The organism is Streptomyces sp. SS1-1, from assembly GCF_008973465.1.
Classification (GTDB): Bacteria; Actinomycetota; Actinomycetes; order Streptomycetales; family Streptomycetaceae; genus Streptomyces.
In genome coordinates, this window is sequence record NZ_WBXN01000004.1 from 2,320,112 (window position 1) to 2,339,003 (window position 18,892).

The 18,892-nt window shown below is 72.9% G+C and carries 13 protein-coding genes and 1 pseudogene; 3 read left to right on the top strand and 11 right to left on the bottom strand.

All coding sequences use genetic code 11. The annotated features are described in order from the left end of the window. Window positions 1-68 precede the first annotated feature (68 nt). From F8R89_RS11795 to hrcA, 6 genes are all read right to left on the bottom strand, one after another. Window positions 69-3,284: a S41 family peptidase gene (locus F8R89_RS11795; RefSeq protein WP_151783939.1), complete on the bottom strand. Its 3,216-nt coding sequence runs from the start codon at window positions 3,282-3,284 to the stop codon at window positions 69-71. A gap of 75 nt (window positions 3,285-3,359) precedes the next feature. Next, entirely contained in the window at window positions 3,360-3,893 is a 534-nt protein-coding gene (locus F8R89_RS11800; RefSeq protein WP_383655997.1) for a hypothetical protein, read from the bottom strand. Window positions 3,894-3,952: 59 nt separating this feature from the next. Beyond that, window positions 3,953-4,699: a 16S rRNA (uracil(1498)-N(3))-methyltransferase gene (locus F8R89_RS11805; RefSeq protein WP_151783940.1), complete on the bottom strand. Its 747-nt coding sequence runs from the start codon at window positions 4,697-4,699 to the stop codon at window positions 3,953-3,955. Beyond that, window positions 4,696-5,778: a nitronate monooxygenase gene (locus F8R89_RS11810; protein ID WP_151783941.1), complete on the bottom strand. Its 1,083-nt coding sequence runs from the start codon at window positions 5,776-5,778 to the stop codon at window positions 4,696-4,698. The genes F8R89_RS11805 and F8R89_RS11810 overlap by 4 nt, the downstream gene beginning before the upstream one ends. A 77-nt stretch (window positions 5,779-5,855) precedes the next feature. Beyond that, window positions 5,856-6,992, bottom strand: a complete 1,137-nt coding sequence (dnaJ, locus tag F8R89_RS11815; protein WP_151783942.1) for a molecular chaperone DnaJ — start codon at window positions 6,990-6,992, stop codon at window positions 5,856-5,858. After that, on the bottom strand, window positions 6,993-8,009 hold the full coding sequence (gene hrcA, locus F8R89_RS11820) for a heat-inducible transcriptional repressor HrcA (protein ID WP_151783943.1): 1,017 nt from the start codon (window positions 8,007-8,009) through the stop codon (window positions 6,993-6,995). Between the two features lie 167 nt (window positions 8,010-8,176). Here hrcA and F8R89_RS11825 point away from each other — a divergent pair, with 167 nt between their 5' ends. After that, on the top strand, window positions 8,177-8,917 hold the full coding sequence (locus tag F8R89_RS11825) for an MBL fold metallo-hydrolase (RefSeq protein WP_151783944.1): 741 nt from the start codon (window positions 8,177-8,179) through the stop codon (window positions 8,915-8,917). Window positions 8,918-8,948: 31 nt separating this feature from the next. Further along, window positions 8,949-9,770, top strand: coding sequence for a DUF3097 domain-containing protein (locus tag F8R89_RS11830; RefSeq protein WP_151783945.1), 822 nt, complete (start codon window positions 8,949-8,951; stop codon window positions 9,768-9,770). Here the strand turns inward: F8R89_RS11830 and F8R89_RS11835 are convergent. The 3 genes and pseudogenes from F8R89_RS11835 to F8R89_RS11845 form a co-directional block, all read right to left on the bottom strand. After that, window positions 9,739-10,252, bottom strand: a pseudogene (locus tag F8R89_RS11835) (Uma2 family endonuclease). The gene F8R89_RS11830 and the pseudogene F8R89_RS11835 overlap by 32 nt on opposite strands. A 99-nt stretch (window positions 10,253-10,351) precedes the next feature. After that, window positions 10,352-11,584, bottom strand: a complete 1,233-nt coding sequence (hemW, locus tag F8R89_RS11840; RefSeq protein ID WP_151783946.1) for a radical SAM family heme chaperone HemW — start codon at window positions 11,582-11,584, stop codon at window positions 10,352-10,354. Window positions 11,585-11,611: 27 nt separating this feature from the next. After that, a complete protein-coding gene (locus tag F8R89_RS11845; protein ID WP_225994370.1) occupies window positions 11,612-13,822 on the bottom strand; it encodes a SpoIIE family protein phosphatase in 2,211 nt (736 codons plus the stop codon). A 216-nt stretch (window positions 13,823-14,038) separates the two neighbouring features. On the opposite strand from F8R89_RS11845, the gene F8R89_RS11850 reads away from it, so the two are divergent. Further along, window positions 14,039-14,614, top strand: coding sequence for a two-component system response regulator (locus F8R89_RS11850; RefSeq protein WP_151783947.1), 576 nt, complete (start codon window positions 14,039-14,041; stop codon window positions 14,612-14,614). A gap of 64 nt (window positions 14,615-14,678) precedes the next feature. Here the strand turns inward: F8R89_RS11850 and F8R89_RS11855 are convergent, their stop codons facing one another. Continuing rightward, entirely contained in the window at window positions 14,679-16,553 is a 1,875-nt protein-coding gene (locus F8R89_RS11855) for an AMP-dependent synthetase/ligase (protein ID WP_151783948.1), read from the bottom strand. Window positions 16,554-16,793: 240 nt separating this feature from the next. Further along, on the bottom strand, window positions 16,794-18,662 hold the full coding sequence (gene lepA, locus F8R89_RS11860) for a translation elongation factor 4 (protein ID WP_151783949.1): 1,869 nt from the start codon (window positions 18,660-18,662) through the stop codon (window positions 16,794-16,796). Window positions 18,663-18,892 lie beyond the last annotated feature (230 nt).

Here is an 18,892-nt window from a genome sequence, read left to right on the forward strand (position 1 = left end):
GGGGCATCGTATCGCCGCCGGGTGCCGCCGCGCGGAGGGTGATCGCGCGGCGGTCCCTCGGCGGTCCCTCAGCGCTCGGGCAGGGTGGGCGGAGTCTTCGCGGGCGTGGTCTCCAGCGCCTCCAGCGCGATCCGGATCGCCTCGTCGAGCTGGGCGTCCCGGCCCGCCGCCCAGTCCTGCGGGCGTTGGACGACCTCCACGTCCGGGTCGACCCCGTGGTTCTCCACGTCCCAGCCGTACCCCTCCAGCCAGATGGCGTACTTGGGCTGGGTGACCAGGGTGCCGTCGACCAGGTGGTACCGGCTGTCGATGCCGATGACCCCGCCCCAGGTGCGGGTGCCGACGACCGGCCCGAGCCCGAGCGCCTTGATGGCCGCGTTGACGATGTCGCCGTCGGAGCCGGAGAACTCGTTCGCCACGGCCACCACGGGACCGCGCGGCGCGTCCAGCGGATAGCTGTACGGCCGCATGCCGCGCGGCAGTTCCCAGCCGACGATGCGCCGGGCGAGCTTCTCCACGACCAGCTGCGAGGTGTGCCCGCCGCCGTTCTCCCGGACGTCCACGACGAGGCCCTCGCGGGCCACCTCGACCCGCAGGTCGCGGTGGATCTGGGCCCAGCCGGGCGCCTGCATGTCGGGCACGTGCAGATAGCCGAGCCGGCCGCCGGACCGCTCGTGGACGTACGCCCGCCGGTCCGCGACCCACGCGTGGTAGCGCAGCGGCTGCTCGTCGGCGACCGGCACGACGACGGTGTGCCGGGCGTCCCCGCCGCCGGCCGGTGAGACCGTCAGCTCCACCGGTTTGCCCGCGGTGCCGACGAGCAGCGGCCCTGGCCCGGTCACCGGGTCCACCGGCACCCCGGCCACCGCGGCGATCGCGTCACCGGGGCGCACCGCGACACCCGGCGCGGCCAGCGGAGCCCGGGCCTCCGGGTCGGAGGTCTCCGACGGCAGGATCCGGTCGATCCGCCAACTGCCGTCCTCATGGCGCGAGATGTCGGCGCCGAGCAGGCCCTGCCCGGGGCCGCCGCCGTGCCCGTGCCCGCCGACGTACGCGTGCGAGGTGCCCAGTTCGCCCTGCACCTCCCACAGCAGGTCGACCAGGTCGTCGTGGGTGGCCACCCGGTCCAGCAGCGGCCGGTAGCGGTCGAGGACGCCCGCCCAGTCCACGCCGTTCATGTCGGCCCGCCAGAAGTGGTCGCGCATGATGCGGCCGGTCTCCTCGAACATCTGCCGCCACTCCGCCGACGGGTCGACGCGCTGCCGCACCCGGCCGAGATCCACGGCGACGTTGGAGTCGCCGTCCTCGTCGCCGGAGGGGCGCCGGTCGCTCGGGACGACCCTGAGCCGCCCGTCCGTCCACAGCAGCACCCGTTTGCCGTCACCGCTGACCTCGAAGTGGTCGGCGTCGTCGGCGAGATGCTCCACGCGCCGCCGCACGAGGTCGTAGCGCTCCAGCTCGGTCTTCGGCTCGGGGTCGTCGAGTCCGGCCCGGGCCGCGCCGAGCACGCCGCGCACCGGGTGCCGCAGCCACAGCACCCCGTCCTTGGCGGCCCGCAGATGCCCGTAGCGGGCGGCCTCGACCGGGAACGGCACGATCCGGTCGGCGAGCCCCTCCAGGTCGATCCGGGTGGCCGGGGTGCCCTCGCTGTCGGGGGTCTCGTCCTTGTCCGGGGCGTCGAAGGCCCGCCCGTGCCGCTGCGGGCCGAACGGGGACGGCGTGGTCGCGGCGAGGGTGATCAGGTGCGGCCGTGAGCCCACGACGAACGCCAGGTCGAAGACGTGCTCGTCGTAGACGGGGTCGAAGGCCCGGGTGGACAGGAACGCCAGGTGCTTGCCGTCGAGCGTGAACGCGGGCGCGTAGTCCCGGAACCGCAGCGGGGTCGCCTCGGACACCGACAGGTCGGTGGTGTTGGCGAGCTTCAGCTGGGACAGCGGGTCGGGGCCGGGGTGCGCCCAGGCCAGCCAGGCCGAGTCCGGCGAGAACACCAGCCCCGAGACGGGGCCGTCGGCGCTGCGGTCCACCTCGCGGACCTCGCCGCTCTCCCGCTCGACGAACAGGAGCCGTCCGTCGTGCGCGGCGACCGCGGCCCGGCTGCCGTCGGGCGCCACGGCCAGCTCCAGCACCCGGCCGAGCCGTCCGGCGGCGAGCCGGCGCGGGGTGGCGCCGGGCGCGAGGCCGGTCGCGGGGGCGAACTCAAGGGCGTCCTCGCCCTCCGCGTCCGTCACCCACACCACCCACTCCTCGCCGTCCGCGCGGAAGGTGCGCGGCAGCCGGGCGCGGACGCCGGGCTCGGCGGCGAGCGCGCGGGCGGGGCCGGAGCGGTGGGTGACCCAGTGGACGCTGCCGCGGACGGCGACCGCGCTGCCGCGCGCGGTGTGGTCGGGGGACGCGGAGCCGAACCAGCGGGCGGCGTTCAGGAGGTACGGCCGGCGGTCGGTGCGCTGCCCGCCGAGCCGGACGCCGAGGCGGCGCGGCTCGGCCGTGTCCAGGTCGTCCAGCAGCCACAGCTCACCGGCGCTCGCGTAGACGACGCGGGTGCCGTCCCCGGAGGCGTGCCGGGCGTAGAAGCCGTCGACGGGTGTGTGCCGGCGCAGGTCGGAGCCGTCGGCGAGGGAGGAGTACACGGCGCCGACGCCCTCGTGGTCGGAGAGGAACGCGACCCGGTCGCCCGCCCACAGGGGGCACTCCAGGTTCCCGTCGAGGTCCTCGTGCAGCCGGACGAAGTCGCCGTCGCCCTCCCGGTCGATCCACAGCTTGCCCGCGGTGCCGCCCCGGTAGCGCTTCCAGCGGGCGGCCTCCAGCCCCATCGGCGCGGAGGCGAGCAGCAGGCGCGGCCCGTGCACGACGTCACCGACGGGTCCGTACGGCAGGGTGGTGGCGGGGCCGCCGTCCAGCGGGACGGCGTGCGCCCAGGTGCGGCGGCTGCCGCCCTGGCCCCAGGTGCTGATGGCGAGGACCCGGCCGTCCGGCGTCCAGCCGCGCACCCGGGTGCGCTGGCTGCCCCAGTGGGTGAGGCGGGTGGAGGGGCCGCCGTCGACCGGCGCGATGTGCACCTCGGGCGCCCCGTCGCGGGTGGACGTCCAGGCGACGGTCGTGCCGTCGGGCGAGATGCGCGGCGAGGTGACGGGGACGTTGTCGGCGCTGACCCGCCAGGCGCGGCCGCCGTCGAGCGGGGCGAGCCAGACGTCGTCCTCCGCGGTGAACGCGACGAGGTCGCCGTGCAGATGCGGGTGGCGCAGATAGGCGGGCGGGACCGGGGTGGAGGTCGCGGGCTGTGTCACGCGATCACCCTAGGGAAGGGTGGGGGCCGCGGACAGGGCTTCGGGGCCATTCCCCACGGTCCGGTGGCCGACCGTTCACTTGCCCTCCGGCCAGCAGTTCGGGCGCTGTTGGCAGTAGACGGTCTTCGTGACGGTCACGGTGACGGTCGGGCCGGGCCGCCCGCCGTCGCCGGGCCCCACCGGGGACGGCGTGGCGTCGCACCTGCCGAGGCCGTTGACGTGGAACCACTGCTTGCCGCCGACCTTCGCCACGAGGTCGCCACGTACGCAGGAGCCGCTGACGGCCCGCGTGATGCGGCCGGTGACGGTGATGTCCTTGCCGTCGGAGGTCTCGCCCTCGCAGTCCACCTTGACGACCGTCCGCTCGTCGGCCCTCGGCGAACTCCCGCCGCTGCCGCCGTCGTAGGAGCCGGTGCAGTTGAGCCACTGGACGTCGGCCTTCTGCCGCTCCAGCTCCTTGGTGACGGTCTGGTCGGTCGTGAACGCCACGGACGCGGCGCTCAGGCCGCCCGGATCGCAGGCGGTCATACCGCCGGCTCCCAGCGCGGCGAGCGCCGTCACGGCGACCCCTCGCGCCGCACGGCCCCGGATCCTGTGCGAAACCCCCATGGAAGGGCAGCCTGCCACTGTCCCGCGTGTCGCGGTAGGGCGCATACGGCCATGCCGTGTCAGGACCAGCGGCCGGTGCGCCCCAGCAGCAGGGCCGTCGCGGCGGTCCCGGCGGTCGAGGTGCGCAGCACGGAACGGCCGAGGCGGTGGGCGCGTGCGCCGGCCTCCTCGAACACGGCCAACTCCTCGGGGGAGACGCCGCCTTCGGGACCGACGACGAGCACCAGGTCGCCCTCGGCGGGCAGTTCGGCGGTGGCCAGCGGCGCGCTGCCGTAGTCCCGGTCCTCGTGCAGGACGGCGGCGAACGCGGCTCCCGCGAGGAGGGCGGCGACCTGCTTGGTGGTGGCCGCCTCCGTGACCTCGGGGAAGCGCACCCGGCGGGACTGCTTGCCGGCCTCGCGGGCGGTGGCCCGCCACTTGCCGAGGGCCTTCGCCGCGCGCTCGCCCTTCCACTGGGTGATGCAGCGGGCGGCCGTCCACGGCACGATCCGGTCGACGCCGGTCTCGGTCATGGTCTCGACGGCCAGTTCGCCCCGGTCGCCCTTGGGCAGGGCCTGGACGACGGTGATCCGCGGCCGGGGCTCGGGCTCCTCGGCGACCGCGCCGAGGTCGACGACCAGCCGGTCCTTGCCCTCGGCGGCGGCGACGACGCCCTCGGCCCAGTGCCCGAGCCCGTCGGTGAGGACGACCTCCTCGCCGGCCCGCAGCCGTTTCACGGACACGGCGTGCCGGCCCTCGGGCCCGTCGAGGACGTACGGCCCGCCGGCGTGCTCCAGGGAGTCGACGACGAAGACGGGCGCGGTCATCGGGTGGGTCCCTTCGGGTGGGCGGACAACGCTGTCGCCGCGGCTTCCAGTTCGGCGGCCAGGACCTCCACGAGCTGACCGGCGGGCAGTTCGCGGGCCTGGCGGTGGCCCTGCCCGGCCCACAGCGCCATGCCCTGGGGGTCGCCGGAGGCGGCGGCCTTCTTGCGCAGCGGCGCGGTCAGGTGGTGGATCTCGGGGTAGGCGGCGGGCGCGTACGGCCCGTGCTCGCGCAGGAAGCGGTTGACGAGGCCGCGGGCCGGGCGGCCGGAGAAGGCACGGGTCAGCTCGGTGCGGGTGAACAGGGGGTTGGTGAGCGCCTGCTTGTGCACGGCGTTCGCGCCGGACTCGTGGGTGGCCAGGAAGGCGGTGCCGAGCTGGGCGGCGGCGGCCCCGGCGGCGAGGACGGCGGCGATCTGGCCGCCCCGCATGATGCCCCCGGCGGCGACGACGGGGAGGCCCACGGTCTCGCGGATCTGGGAGACCAGGGTGAGCACACCGAGTCCGGCGCACTCGGCCTCGGGGTTGTCGCGGTGGGTGCCCTGGTGGCCGCCCGCCTCGACGCCCTGGGCGATCACGGCGTCCGCCCCGGCCCGCTCGACGGCGAGGGCCTCGTCGGGGGTGGTGGCGGTGACGAGGGTGAAGGTCCCGGCGCGGCGCAGGGACTCCAGCACGTCGGCGCCGGGCACCCCGAAGTGGAAGGAGACGACCGGCACCGGGTTGTCGAGCAGCACGGCGAGTTTGGCGTCGTAGCCGTCGTCGCGGCCGCTCTCGGGGTCCCCCAGCTCGGTCTCGTACCAGGCGGCCTCACCGGCGAGCTGATGGGCGTAGACGTCCACGGCGGCCGGGTCGGCCTGCTCCGGCTGGGGCATGAAGAGGTTCACGCCGAAGGGGCGCTGGGTGAGGCTCCGCAGCTGCTTGATCTCCTGGTACATCCCGTCGGCGGTCTTGTACCCGGCGGCCAGGAAGCCCAGCCCTCCCGCCTCGGACACGGCAGCGGCGAGCTGCGGCACGGAGACACCGCCCGCCATGGGGGCCTGCACGATCGGGTGCGGCAGGAGATCGGTCAGTGCGGAGGACATGCCCGCATGGTGTCACGTCCTCCGAACAAGTCCGAATCGGCCCTTCCCCTTGCGGCGGAAGGGATCGGGCCGCTCGGTCACCGACCGTTGAAGGCGTCCTTCAGCCGCGAGAACAGCCCCTGCTGACCGGGCTGGAACTGGCCCTGGGGCCGCTCCTCGCCGCGCAGCTTGGACAGCTCGCGCAGCAGGCGCTCCTGCTCGGGGTCGAGCTTGGTGGGGGTCTGCACCTCGACGTGCACGACGAGGTCGCCGCGGCCCCCGCCGCGCAGATGCGTCACACCGCGGCCGTGCAGCGGGATCGACTGGCCGGACTGGGTGCCGGGCCGGATGTCGACCTCCTCCATGCCGTCCAGCGTCTCCAGCGGGACCTTGGTGCCGAGCGCCGCCGCCGTCATCGGGATGGTGACGGTGCAGTGCAGGTCGTCGCCGCGCCGCTGGAAGGTGGAGTGCGGCAGCTCGTGGATCTCCACGTACAGGTCGCCGGCGGGACCGCCGCCGGGGCCGACCTCGCCCTCACCCGCGAGCTGGATCCGCGTGCCGTTGTCGACGCCGGCCGGGATCTTGACGGTGAGCGTGCGGCGGGACCGCACGCGTCCGTCGCCCGCGCACTCCGGGCACGGTGTGGGGACGACGGTGCCGAAGCCCTGGCACTGCGGGCAGGGGCGCGAGGTCATGACCTGGCCGAGGAAGGACCGGGTCACCTGCGACACCTCGCCGCGGCCGCGGCACATGTCGCAGGTCTGCGCGGAGGTGCCGGGCGCGGCGCCCTCGCCGTTGCAGGTGTTGCAGACGACGGCGGTGTCGACCTGGATGTCCTTCGTGGTGCCGAAGGCCGCCTCGTCGAGTTCGACCTCCAGCCGGATCATCGCGTCCTGGCCGCGCCGGGTCCGCGAGCGCGGGCCCCGCTGGGACGCGGTGCCGAAGAAGGCGTCCATGATGTCGGAGAAGTTGCCGAAGCCACCGGCGCCGAAGCCGCCCGCGCCTCCGCCGCCCGCCTGGGACAGCGGGTCGCCGCCGAGGTCGTAGACCTGCTTCTTCTGCGGGTCCGACAGCACCTCGTAGGCGGCGTTGATCTCCTTGAACCGCTCCTGGGTCTTCGGGTCCGGGTTGACGTCCGGGTGCAGCTCGCGGGCGAGCCGCCGGAAGGCCTTCTTGATCTCTTCCTGCGACGCGTCGCGACGCACGCCGAGCACGGCGTAGTAGTCCGTGGCCACCTACGACTCCGCCAGGATCTGTCCGACGTAACGTGCCACTGCGCGTACCGCTCCCATCGTTCCCGGGTAATCCATGCGGGTCGGTCCGACCACGCCGAGCTTGGCGACTGCCTCGCCGCCCGAACCGTAGCCCACCGACACGACGGACGTGGAGTTGAGTCCTTCGTAGGCGTTCTCGTGCCCGATGCGCACGGTCATGCCCGAATCCCCCGCCTCGCCCAGCAACTTGAGGAGCACGACCTGCTCCTCCAGGGCTTCGAGCACCGGCTGGATGGTGAGGGGGAAATCATGTGTGAAGCGGGTCAGATTGGCGGTGCCGCCGATCATCAGCCGCTCCTCGTTCTCCTCGACGAGCGTCTCCAGGAGGGTGGAGAGCACGGTCGAGACGGTGCCGCGGTCCTCGACGTCGAACGCCTCGGGCAGGTCCTCGACGAGCCGGGGCACGTCGGTGAAGCGCCGGCCCGCGACCTTGCTGTTCAGCCGGGCGCGCAGGTCCGCGAGCGAGGCCTCGCCGACGGGTGCCGGGCAGTCGATCATCCGCTGCTCGACCCGGCCGGTGTCCGTGATCAGCACGAGCATCACGCGCGCGGGGGCGAGCGAGAGCAGCTCGACGTGCCGGACGGTGGACCGGGTCAGCGACGGGTACTGCACGACGGCGACCTGCCGGGTGAGCTGCGCGAGCAGCCGTACCGTCCGCGCGACGACGTCGTCGAGGTCGACGGCGCCGTCGAGGAAGTTCTGGATGGCGCGCCGCTCGGGCGGGGTCATCGGCTTCACACCGGCGAGCTTGTCGACGAAGAGCCGGTAGCCCTTGTCGGTGGGGATGCGCCCGGCGCTGGTGTGCGGCTGCGCGATGTAGCCCTCGTCCTCCAGGGCCGCCATGTCGTTGCGTACGGTCGCCGGGGAGACGCCGAGGCTGTGCCGCTCGGTGAGCGCCTTGGAGCCGACCGGCTCCTCCGTCCCGACGTAGTCCTGGACGATCGCGCGCAGCACCTGGAGCCTGCGTTCACTCAGCATCTCGCGCACACCTCCAGCGGTCGGTCCCCTTGACGCCGGTTCCTGGCACTCTGTCCGTCCGAGTGCCAGCCGTCCCCGGCCAGTGTACGGCGGTGGGGTACACCCCGGGCAAGGCCGGTCGGTTTCACCTCCGTGCTCGGCGGGGGTGCTGTCGATAGCGTCGCGGTATGACGGTGACTTGGGAAGAGCTGGGGTGGGAGCGGTTGGCGGACGGGGTGGGCAGGTGCCGTCTGCCGGGCTGGGACTGCACGGTGGGGCTGGTCGCGGGCGACGGGGCCGCCCTGCTCGTGGACGCCGGTTCGAGCCTCGCGGAGGGGGCGCGGCTGCGGACGCAGGCGCAGTGGCTGACCGGTCACCGTGTGACCCATCTCGCGCTGACCCACCCCCACTTCGATCATGTCTTCGGCGCCGCGGCGTTCGCGGGCGCCGAGGTCTACGGACCGGTGGGCGTGGAGACCGTCCTCCAGGGGCGGGCGCGCGAGGAGCTGCGGGCGGACGCGGTGCGGCACGGCCTGGACGCGGGCGCGGCGGAGGAGGCGGCGGACGCGCTGGTGGTGCCCCGCCATCCGGTGAGCGGCGAGTGGACGCTGGACCTGGGCGGCGGGCGCCAGGTGCTGCTGGCGAACGTGGGTCCGGCGCACACGGCCCACGACCTGGTGGTGCTGGTGCCGGGCCGGCTCCCCGGCGAGCCGGAGGTGGTGTTCTGCGGCGACCTGGTGGAGGAGTCCGGGGAGCCGCAGGCCGGCCCGGACGCCGTGCCGTCGCACTGGCCGGACGCGCTGGACCGCCTCCTCGACCTGGGCGGCGGGGACGCGCTGTACGTGCCCGGTCACGGAGCGGTGGTGGACGCGGAGTTCGTACGGCGGCAGCGCGACGGGCTGGCCGCGAGATTCGGCGTGTCGCGGTGACCGGGCGTCCGGTTCTCCTATCGTCATCCGAATGCGCCAGTACTCCCCGGATCTGACCCCGCCCTGGAAGAAGCCCACGTCCGTCCCCGAGGTCCCGGCGGAGCCGGGGCTGGTGGTCGAGGAGCCCGGTACGGGCTTCTGCGGCGCGGTGATCCGCTGCGAGGCGGGCACGGTCACTCTGGAGGACCGCTTCGGCAAGCACCGGGTCTTCCCGATGGAGCCGCGGGGCTTCCTGCTGGAGGGCCGCGTGGTGACCCTGGTGAAGCCGGCCGCGGGCCCCGCGCGCCCGGCGCGCACGGCGTCCGGCTCGGTGGCGGTCCCGGGCGCGCGGGCCCGGGTGGCCCGCGCCGGGCGCATCTACGTGGAGGGCCGGCACGACGCCGAGCTGGTCGAGAAGGTGTGGGGCGACGACCTGCGCGTCGAGGGCGTCGTCGTGGAGTACCTGGAGGGCGTCGACGACCTGCCGACGATCGTCGACGAGTTCGCGCCGGGCCCCGACGCGCGGCTGGGCGTCCTGGTGGACCACCTGGTGCCGGGCTCGAAGGAGTGGCGGATCGCACAGGCGGTGACGAGTGAGCACGCGCTGGTCGTCGGCCACCCGTACATCGACATCTGGGAGGCCGTGAAGCCCTCCTCCCTGGGCATCGAGGCGTGGCCGCGGGTGCCGCACGGCCAGGACTGGAAGAAGGGCGTCTGCCGCGCCCTGGGCTGGCCGCCGGACAACACCGGCGCGGTGTGGCAGGCGATCCTGAAGCGGGTCGGCTCCTACAGGGACCTGGAGCCGGAGCTGCTGGGGCGGGTGGAGGAGCTGATCGACTTCGTCACGGCAGGCGGTGACGCCGGACGCCCGTGAGGGTTCCGAACTCGCCCGTGTCCAGTTCCACACCGAGCGGTTCGAGCAGCACGGGATCACCGAATTTCGTGATCCACTGCCCGCGATAGTCAGCTTGATCTCCCTCCCCGACGGGGTCGGTGAGGAGAACGCAGTGGGCCATGATCGGGTCGATGATCAGGTAGACGGGGATCCTGCCCGCCGCTTAGATGGAACGCTTCATCCCGTAGTCCCGGTCGACGCTCGAGCCACACCGCGTTCCAGCACCACGAGGTCCGGGATGGGCTCGCTGGCCTCGTCGACGATGTCCAGGTCCGTCGTCTGGAGTCGCTCCCGGGGCTTCCGCGGAATCTGGTCCTGCACATCCGCCACGATCCGGTTGTGCACCAGATCGGGAGCCGCCATCATCACGATTTCCCCCCGGAGAAGCTCGACCCTGACGCCTCGGGAGGCTCAAGTTCCTCGAAGTACTTGGTCATCCCACGCTCGTCCACAGCGGTCATCTCCGTGGCCCTCCACATCCGCCGCGTCCTTTTGGCGGCAGCCTGCGAACCAGGTTAGGACCGAACCGGCGTTCCGGGGGGATTCACTCGCCGGAGTGATCAGTCCACCAGATCCCTGACCACCGCGTCCGCGAGCAGGCGGCCGCGCAGGGTCAGCACCGCGCGTCCCTCGTCGTACGGCCCCTGCTCCAGCAGCCCCTCGGACAGGGCGCGGCGGGACGCGCGCAGGCCCTCCTCGTGGAGCAGGTCCAGCGGGGCGCCCTCACGCAGGCGCAGCTCCAGGAGGATGCGTTCGACGCGCCGGTCCTCGACGGTGAGGAGTTCGCGGCCGGCGCCCGGGGAGCGTCCCTCCGCGAGTGCCGCCGCGTAGGCGCCGGGGTGCTTGACGTTCCACCAGCGGACCCCGCCGACGTGGGAGTGGGCGCCCGGGCCCGCGCCCCACCAGTCGGCGCCGCGCCAGTACAGCTCGTTGTGCAGGCAGCGGCCCGCCTCGGTGGTGGCCCAGTTGGACACCTCGTACCAGTCGTAGCCCGCCTCGGACAGGACGGACTCGGCGATCAGGTAGCGGTCGGCGTGGACGTCGTCGTCGGTCATCGGGACCTCGCCGCGGCGGATGCGCCGGGCCAGCTGGGTCCCCTCCTCGACGATCAGCGCGTACGCCGACACATGGTCGGGCCCGGCGCCGATCGCGGCCTGAAGGGACGCCCGCCAGTCGTCGTCGGACTCCCCCGGGGTGCCGTAGATCAGGTCGAGGTTCACATGGTCGAAGCCGGCCGCGCGGGCCTCGGCCACGCACGCCTCGGGACGGCCGGGGGTGTGGGTGCGGTCCAGGACCTTCAGGACGTGCTGCCGCGCGCTCTGCATGCCGAACGAGATCCGGTTGAAGCCGCCCTCGCGGAGCGTGGCCAGATAGCCCGGGTCGACCGACTCCGGGTTGGCCTCCGTGGTGATCTCGGCGCCCGCCGCGAGCCCGAACTCGTCGCGGATCGCCCCGAGCATCCGCACGAGGTCGCCGGCGTCCAGCAGGGTGGGCGTACCGCCGCCGACGAAGACCGTGCGGACCTCGCGCGGGTCGTCGCCCAGCACCTTGCGGGCCAGGCGGATCTCGTCGACGAGGGTCTCGGCGTAGTTGTCGCGGGACGCCAGGACGCCGCCGCTGCCGCGCAGCTCGGTCGCCGTGTAGGTGTTGAAGTCGCAGTAGCCGCAGCGGGTCGCGCAGTACGGGACGTGCAGATAGAAGCCGAGGGGGCGGTCGGCCGCGCCGGTGAGCGCCTGCGGGGGCAGCGCGCCGTCGGCGGGGACGGGCTCGCCGTCGGGGAGTGCGGAGGGCATGGGCTCCATTGTCCCGCACCGCGCGGGCTACTCGGCCTGGAGCACCAGCAGCGCGAGATCGTCCTCCGGCGGGCGCCCGCCGAACTCGTGCACCAGCGTGCGGATGCGTTGCGCGATGAGGTCGGCGTTCAGGCCCGCGCAGCCGGCCAGCGCGGCCGCGAGGCCGTCTCCGTCGTCGAACTGGCGGGAGCCGCTGCGCCGCTCGGTCACCCCGTCCGTCACACAGAGCAGGGTCTCGCCGGAGCGCAGCTCGAAGGTCTCGCTGGTGTAGGTGGCGTCCTCGAACACCCCGAGCAGGGTCTGCGGCTGGGCGGCGGTGTGGACCTCGCCGTCCGCGCCGAGCAGGAGGGGCAGCGGGTGCCCGGCGGAGCCGAGCGTGCAGCGCACGCCGCCGTCGAACGGGGTCAGCTCGCCGTACAGGAGGGACAGGAACCGGGTCTGCGGGCCGTCGCCGGGGACGACGGGTCCGACGAGGGCGCGGGCGGCGGCGTCGGCGGCCTCGGTGGCGTCGTCGAGGAGGAGCTGGTTGAGGCGGTCGAGGACGTCGGCGACGCGGTAGCCCTCGCGGGCGAGGAGCCGCAGCCAGGGGCGGGCGATGCCGATCACCACGGCCGCCTCGGGCCCCTTGCCCTGGACGTCGCCGATGGCGAAGCACCAGCGGCCGTCGCCGGCCGGGAAGAGGTCGTAGAAGTCGCCGCTCGGGCCGCCCTTGTCGCACGGCTCGTACACCAGCGCGCTGGCCACGCCGGGGATCTCCGCGACGGCGCCGGGCAGCAGTCCGCGCTGGAGCACCCGGCTGATGGTGGCCTGCCGCGCGTACTGGCGGGCCGCGCCGATGGCGAGGGCCACTCTCCGGGCGAGGTCCTCGACGAGCCCGGTGATCTCGTCGGGGAGGCTCGTCACGCCGGCCCGCCCGATGACCAGCGTGCCCAGCGGGCGGCCCCCGGCGACCAGGCGGTACGCGAGCGCGGTGCCCCGCGCGCCGCGCGCGCCGAGCGCCTCGCCGGGCCAGGGGTGGGTGACGGGCCCGGTGCGGTGGGCGTCCGCCGGGCGCGGGGGCTCCTTGTCCAGGACGCGGCGCAGGTCCTCGATGTGGTTCTCCGAGGCGTGCCAGACGCGGGCCAGGCGGGGGCCGGTGCCGTCGACCGGGCCGCTCTCGCCGGGGCCGCCGTGTCCCCAGCGCCCGGCGACCTCGTCCTCCAGCCACACCGCGCACCAGTCGGCGAGGCGCGGCACGATCAGCTGGCCGGCGAGCGCGGCGACCAGGTTCTCGTCGAGCTGCCCGGCGAGCAGGTCGGACGCCTCGGCGAGGAAGGAGAGGGCGCCCCGGTTGAGCCAGTCCCGCTCCCGCTCCCCGCGATGGGGGTGCTCCCCCGCCGTATCGGGCGGGGCGGACGGGGGCGGCTCCGGCGCCGTGCCGGACGGGGCGGGCGGCTCCGGCGCCGTGTCGGGCGGGGGCGGCTCCGGCGCGAGGATCTCGGCGACGCGCAACCCGCCGTCCGGCGCGTGCTCCCCGCCGTGGGGGCGCGGGCCGTCCGCCTCTCCCGCCTGGTCCTCGGGGGGCAGCCGGGCCCACACGGTCTTGGAGCCGGTGCGGTAGGTGACGCCCCAGGACTCGGCGAGCCGGGCCACCAGGCGCAGTCCGCGCCCGTGCTCGGGGGAGTCGTACGGGCCCTCCGCCTCCGTGTCGCGCGGGGCGCGCGAGGGGTGGTGGTCCAGCACCTCCACGACCAGGGCACCGGTGTCCGGCTCCAGCCGGCAGGTCAGCCGGACGTCCGTGCCGGCGTGCACGACGGCGTTGGTGACGAGCTCGCTGACGGCCAGTACGGCGTCCTGGATCTGGCGCTCCTGGATACGGTCGGCGCCGGGGAGACCGGAGGCCGCCCACTCCGACAGAGCGGAGCGGACGAGGGTCCGGGCGGTGGCCGGGGAGAGGGAGCTGCCGGGGAGGAGAGCACGGGTCTCCGGGGGCGGACCGGGGTGTACGCCGGGCGGATCGGTGTGCGCGCCGGGCGTACCCGGTTGCGCGCCGGGCGGTCCGGTGTGCGCGGGAGCGTCAGGTAGGTGCGCGGGCGTGTCCGTGTGCTGCGCGGGCGCAGGGCCGCGCGGACTCGCGTGCGCGGGCGCACTCAGGGGGTGCGCGGGCGCGTCCTGGGCGCGCGGGGGCGCGTCCCCCGGGTGCGCGGGCGCATCAGAGGCACGGGTGACGGTCTCCCGTTGCACCGGAATGGCCCCCATGGACAGCTCCCCGAGCAGTTCGAACGAATACGCCTCAGCCGACGCCGCCACAGTGACAGACTGGCCGCGCCCATAAGCACCGAGTTACCGAAGTGGGCCGCCATGAGTGAGAACCGTGCTACGCCCGTGCTCGAAGACGGACCGGATGACGACCGAATTCGAGCGGCTGAGCCGCCTCCCGCTCGACGCGGCGGCATCCCCGAATGAGGCTTTCCCATGACCGATGAGGCAACGGCCGACGAGCGTGCCGGCATCCTTCTGGTCGATGACATGGAGGACAACCTGATCGCCCTGGAGGCCGTGCTGGCCTCCCTCGACGAGCCTCTCGTCCGGGCGCGGTCGGGTGAGGAGGCGATGGAGGCGCTGCTGCGGCAGCGGTTCGCCCTGGTGCTGCTCGACGTGCGGATGCCGGGCATGGACGGGTTCGAGACCGCCGCGAACATCAAACGGCTCGACGAGGCCAAGGACGTCCCGATCATCTTCCTGACCGGCGCCGACGACGAGCCCGGCTTCGCGTTCCGCGGCTATGCCACGGGGGCCGCCGACTATCTGACGAAGCCGTTCGACCCGTGGGTGCTGCGGGCCAAGGTCCGTGTGTTCCTGGAGCTGCACCGCAAGAACCAGCAGCTGGCCCGGCTGCTGGCGCGCAGGCCGCCGCGTGGCGCGGAGTTCCTTCTGCGCCTGGACGCCCTGGCCCGGGACCTGGACCGGGAGGACCCCCCGGACACCGCGACGCTGCGCGACCGGGTCCGGGAGCTGCGGGAGCTGGCGGACGGGCCGCACGGCTCCTGACCCCGGCAGACGTGTGGACCGCGCGGCACGCCGCGCGGTCCACCACGGGAAGGGGCCGGAGGGGTCAGGCCTCCCGCGTCCCCGCGTACATCTCCTCGATGAGGTCCTTGTACTCGCGCTCCACGACGGGGCGCTTCAGCTTCAGGCTGGGCGTGATCTCGCCGTGCTCCACGTCGAGGTCGCGCGGCAGCAGCCGGAACTTCTTGATCGTCTGCCACTTCTGCAGCCCGGCGTTGAGCTGCTGCACATAGGCGTCGACCATGGCGACCGTCTCCGGCGCGGCCACGATCTCGGCGTACGGCTTGCCCCCGAGCCCGTTCTCCTCGGCCCACGCCTGCAGGGCGATCTCGTCGAGGGCGATCAGCGCCGTGCAGAAGTTCCGGTCGGCGCCGTGCACGAGGATGTTCGAGACGTACGGGCAGACCGCCTTGAACTGGCCCTCCACCTCGGCGGGCGCGATGTACTTGCCGCCGGACGTCTTGATGAGGTCCTTCTTGCGGTCGGTGATCCGCAGGTAGCCGTCCGGGGACAGCTCGCCGATGTCACCGGTGTGGAACCAGCCGTCGGCCTCCAGGACCTCGGCGGTCTTCTCCGGCAGCCCGTGGTAGCCCTGCATGATGCCGGGGCCGCGCAGCAGGATCTCGCCGTCGTCGGCGATACGGACCTCGGTGCCGGGCAGCGGCTTGCCGACCGTGCCGGTGCGGTACGCCTCGCCGGGGTTCACGAAGGACGCGGCGGAGGACTCGGTGAGGCCGTAGCCCTCCAGGATGTGGATGCCGGCGCCCGCGAAGAAGTAGCCGATCTCCGGGGCGAGCGCCGCGCTGCCGGAGACGCAGGCGCGCAGGTTGCCGCCGAAGGCCTCACGGATCTTGGCGTACACGAGCGCGTCGGCGACCTTGTGCTTGGTGGCCAGGCCGAACGGCGCGGAGTGGGTGCCGGTGCGCCGGAAGTTGTCCTGGGTGACCTTGGCGTACTCGCGGGCGACGCCGGCCGCCCACTGGAAGATCTTGTACTTGGCGCCGCCGCCCGCGCGGGCCTTGGCGGCGACCCCGTTGTAGACCTTCTCGAAGATGCGCGGCACGGCGGCCATGTAGGTCGGCTTCACGACCGGCAGGTTCTCGATGATCTTGTCGACACGGCCGTCGACGGCGGTGACGTGCCCGACCTCGATCTGGCCGGAGGTGAGCACCTTGCCGAAGACGTGCGCGAGCGGCAGCCACAGGTACTGCACGTCGTCCCCGCTGACCAGGCCGGTCGCGGCGATCGCCTTCGCCATGTACGCCCAGTTGTCGTGCGGCAGGCGCACGCCCTTGGGGCGGCCGGTGGTGCCGGAGGTGTAGATCAGGGTGGCGAGCTGGTCCTTGGTGATCGCGCCGACCCGTTGCTTGATCAGGCCCGGCTCCTTCTCCAGCCGGGCCGCGCCGCGGGCCTCCAGCTCGGCGAGGCCGATGACCCAGTCGTCGGTCTCCACACCGGCCGCGTCGATCACGACGACCTGGAGCAGCTGCGGCAGCTCGGCGCGCTTCTCGCGGGCCTTGGCGACCTGCGCCGCGTCCTCGGCGATCAGCACCCGGCTCTCGGAGTCGGCGAGGATGAACGCCGACTCCTCGGCGTTGGTCTGCGGGTACACGGTGGTGGTGGCCGCGCCGGCGCACATGATGCCCAGGTCGGCGAGGATCCACTCGATCCGGGTGGAGGACGCGAGCGCCACCCGCTCCTCGGGCTGCACCCCCAGCTCGATGAGGCCGGCCGCGATGGAGTGCACGCGCTCGGCGGCCTGCGCCCAGCTCAGCGACTTCCAGTCGTCCGGGCCCTCCCCGGACGCGGGCGGTGTCGGATAGCGGTACGCCTCGGCGTCCGGCGTGGCGGCCACGCGCTCCAGAAAGAGGGTCGCCACGCTCGGCGGACGGTTCTCGATCAGTGTCTGTGTGTCGCTCACGACATCCTCCGGGGGCCCCGCGACGGTGCGGCTGGTTCCACGTTCCACTCACGCTTGTTTAACTCGCGAGTAACTATCGAGCAGGCATCAGGTTAAAGGTCGACAGCCCCCCGCGTAAGAGCCTGCGCCCTGTCACTTCCTCCGAATGGTCACGACGCGCACACAGAAGGGTCCGTCGCGCTTTCGCACGACGGACCCCCTGATGCGGCGATTTGCCGGGTCACACGGGGTTACCCGTGGTCACTTCTTGCCCTTGCCCGACCCCGCGCTGTCATCGCTGCTCAGCACCGCGATGAAGGCTTCCTGGGGAACCTCCACGGAACCCACCATCTTCATCCGCTTCTTGCCTTCCTTCTGCTTCTCCAGCAGCTTGCGCTTCCGGGAGATGTCACCGCCGTAGCACTTGGCGAGGACGTCCTTGCGGATAGCGCGGATGGTCTCGCGGGCGATCACCCGGGAGCCGATGGCCGCCTGGATCGGCACCTCGAAGGCCTGCCGCGGGATCAGCTCGCGCAGCTTGGCGACGAGCCGCACCCCGTACGCGTACGCGGCGTCCTTGTGGGTGATCGCCGAGAAGGCGTCCACCTTGTCGCCGTGCAGCAGGATGTCGACCTTGACCAGGCTGGAGGTCTGCTCGCCGGTGGGCTCGTAGTCCAGCGAGGCGTAGCCGCGCGTCTTGGACTTCAGCTGGTCGAAGAAGTCGAAGACGATCTCCGCGAGCGGCAGGGTGTAGCGGATCTCCACCCGGTCCTCGGAGAGGTAGTCCATGCCGAGCAGGGTGCCGCGCCGGGTCTGGCACAGCTCCATGATCGAGCCGATGAACTCGGTCGGCGCGAGGATCGTGGCGCGCACGACCGGCTCGTACACCTCGTTGATCTTGCCCTCGGGGAACTCGCTCGGGTTGGTGACGGTGTGCTCGGTGCCGTCCTCCATCACCACCCGGTAGACCACGTTCGGGGCGGTGGCGATCAGGTCGAGGCCGAACTCGCGCTCCAGCCGCTCCCGGATCACGTCCAGGTGCAGCAGCCCGAGGAAGCCGACACGGAAACCGAAGCCGAGGGCGGCGGAGGTCTCCGGCTCGTAGACCAGGGCGGCGTCGTTGAGCTGCAGCTTGTCCAGGGCCTCGCGCAGCTCCGGGTAGTCCGATCCGTCCAGCGGGTACAGGCCCGAGAAGACCATGGGCTTGGGGTCCTTGTAGCCCCCGAGCGCCTCCGTGGCCCCCTTCTGCTGGCTGGTGACGGTGTCACCGACCTTGGACTGGCGGACGTCCTTCACACCGGTGATGAGGTAGCCCACCTCACCGACGCCCAGGCCGTCGGCGCCGAGCATCTCGGGCGAGTTCGTCCCGATCTCCAGCAGCTCGTGGGTGGCGCCGGTCGACATCATCTTGATGCGCTCGCGCTTGTTGAGCTGCCCGTCGATGACACGGACGTACGTCACGACACCGCGGTAGGAGTCGTAGACCGAGTCGAAGATCATCGCGCGGGCCGGGGCGTCCGCGACGCCGACCGGCGCCGGGATGTCCCGGACGACCTTGTCGAGCAGCGCGTCGACGCCGACGCCGGTCTTGGCGGAGACCCGGAGCACGTCGTCGGGGTCGCAGCCGACCAGGTTGGCGAGCTCCTCGGCGAACTTCTCGGGCTGCGCCGCCGGCAGGTCGATCTTGTTCAGCACGGGGATGATCGTGAGGTCGTTCTCCATCGCCAGGTAGAGGTTGGCGAGGGTCTGCGCCTCGATGCCCTGGGCTGCGTCGACGAGGAGGATGGTCCCCTCGCAGGCGGCGAGCGACCGCGAGACCTCGTAGGTGAAGTCGACGTGCCCCGGGGTGTCGATCATGTTGAGGATGTGCGTGTTGCCGGGTTCGTGGGTGGGAGCCCACGGCAGACGCACCGCCTGGGACTTGATCGTGATACCGCGCTCGCGCTCGATGTCCATGCGGTCGAGGTACTGAGCACGCATCTGCCGCTGCTCGACCACACCGGTCAGCTGGAGCATCCGGTCGGCGAGCGTGGACTTGCCGTGGTCGATGTGCGCGATGATGCAGAAATTGCGGATCAGAGCCGGGTCGGTACGGCTCGGCTCGGGCACATTGTTAGGGGTCGCGGGCACGCAGGGTCCTGTCTCTTGAGGCGCCTTATGCCTCGGGTCGGATCGATACGTAGGTTCCATGGTCCCATGGGCGGCGACCTGGAGCGGGTTTGGGCCATTCTTCGGCCCACTGCTAGTCTGGGTGGCTGTGTCTCATGCCCTCTCAGCGCGAGACACACCTTCAAGAAATCACCTGGTACGGGACCGGTCTCCGCTTCGGGAGGCTCCTGGCCCGTGCCTGAACCTGAAAA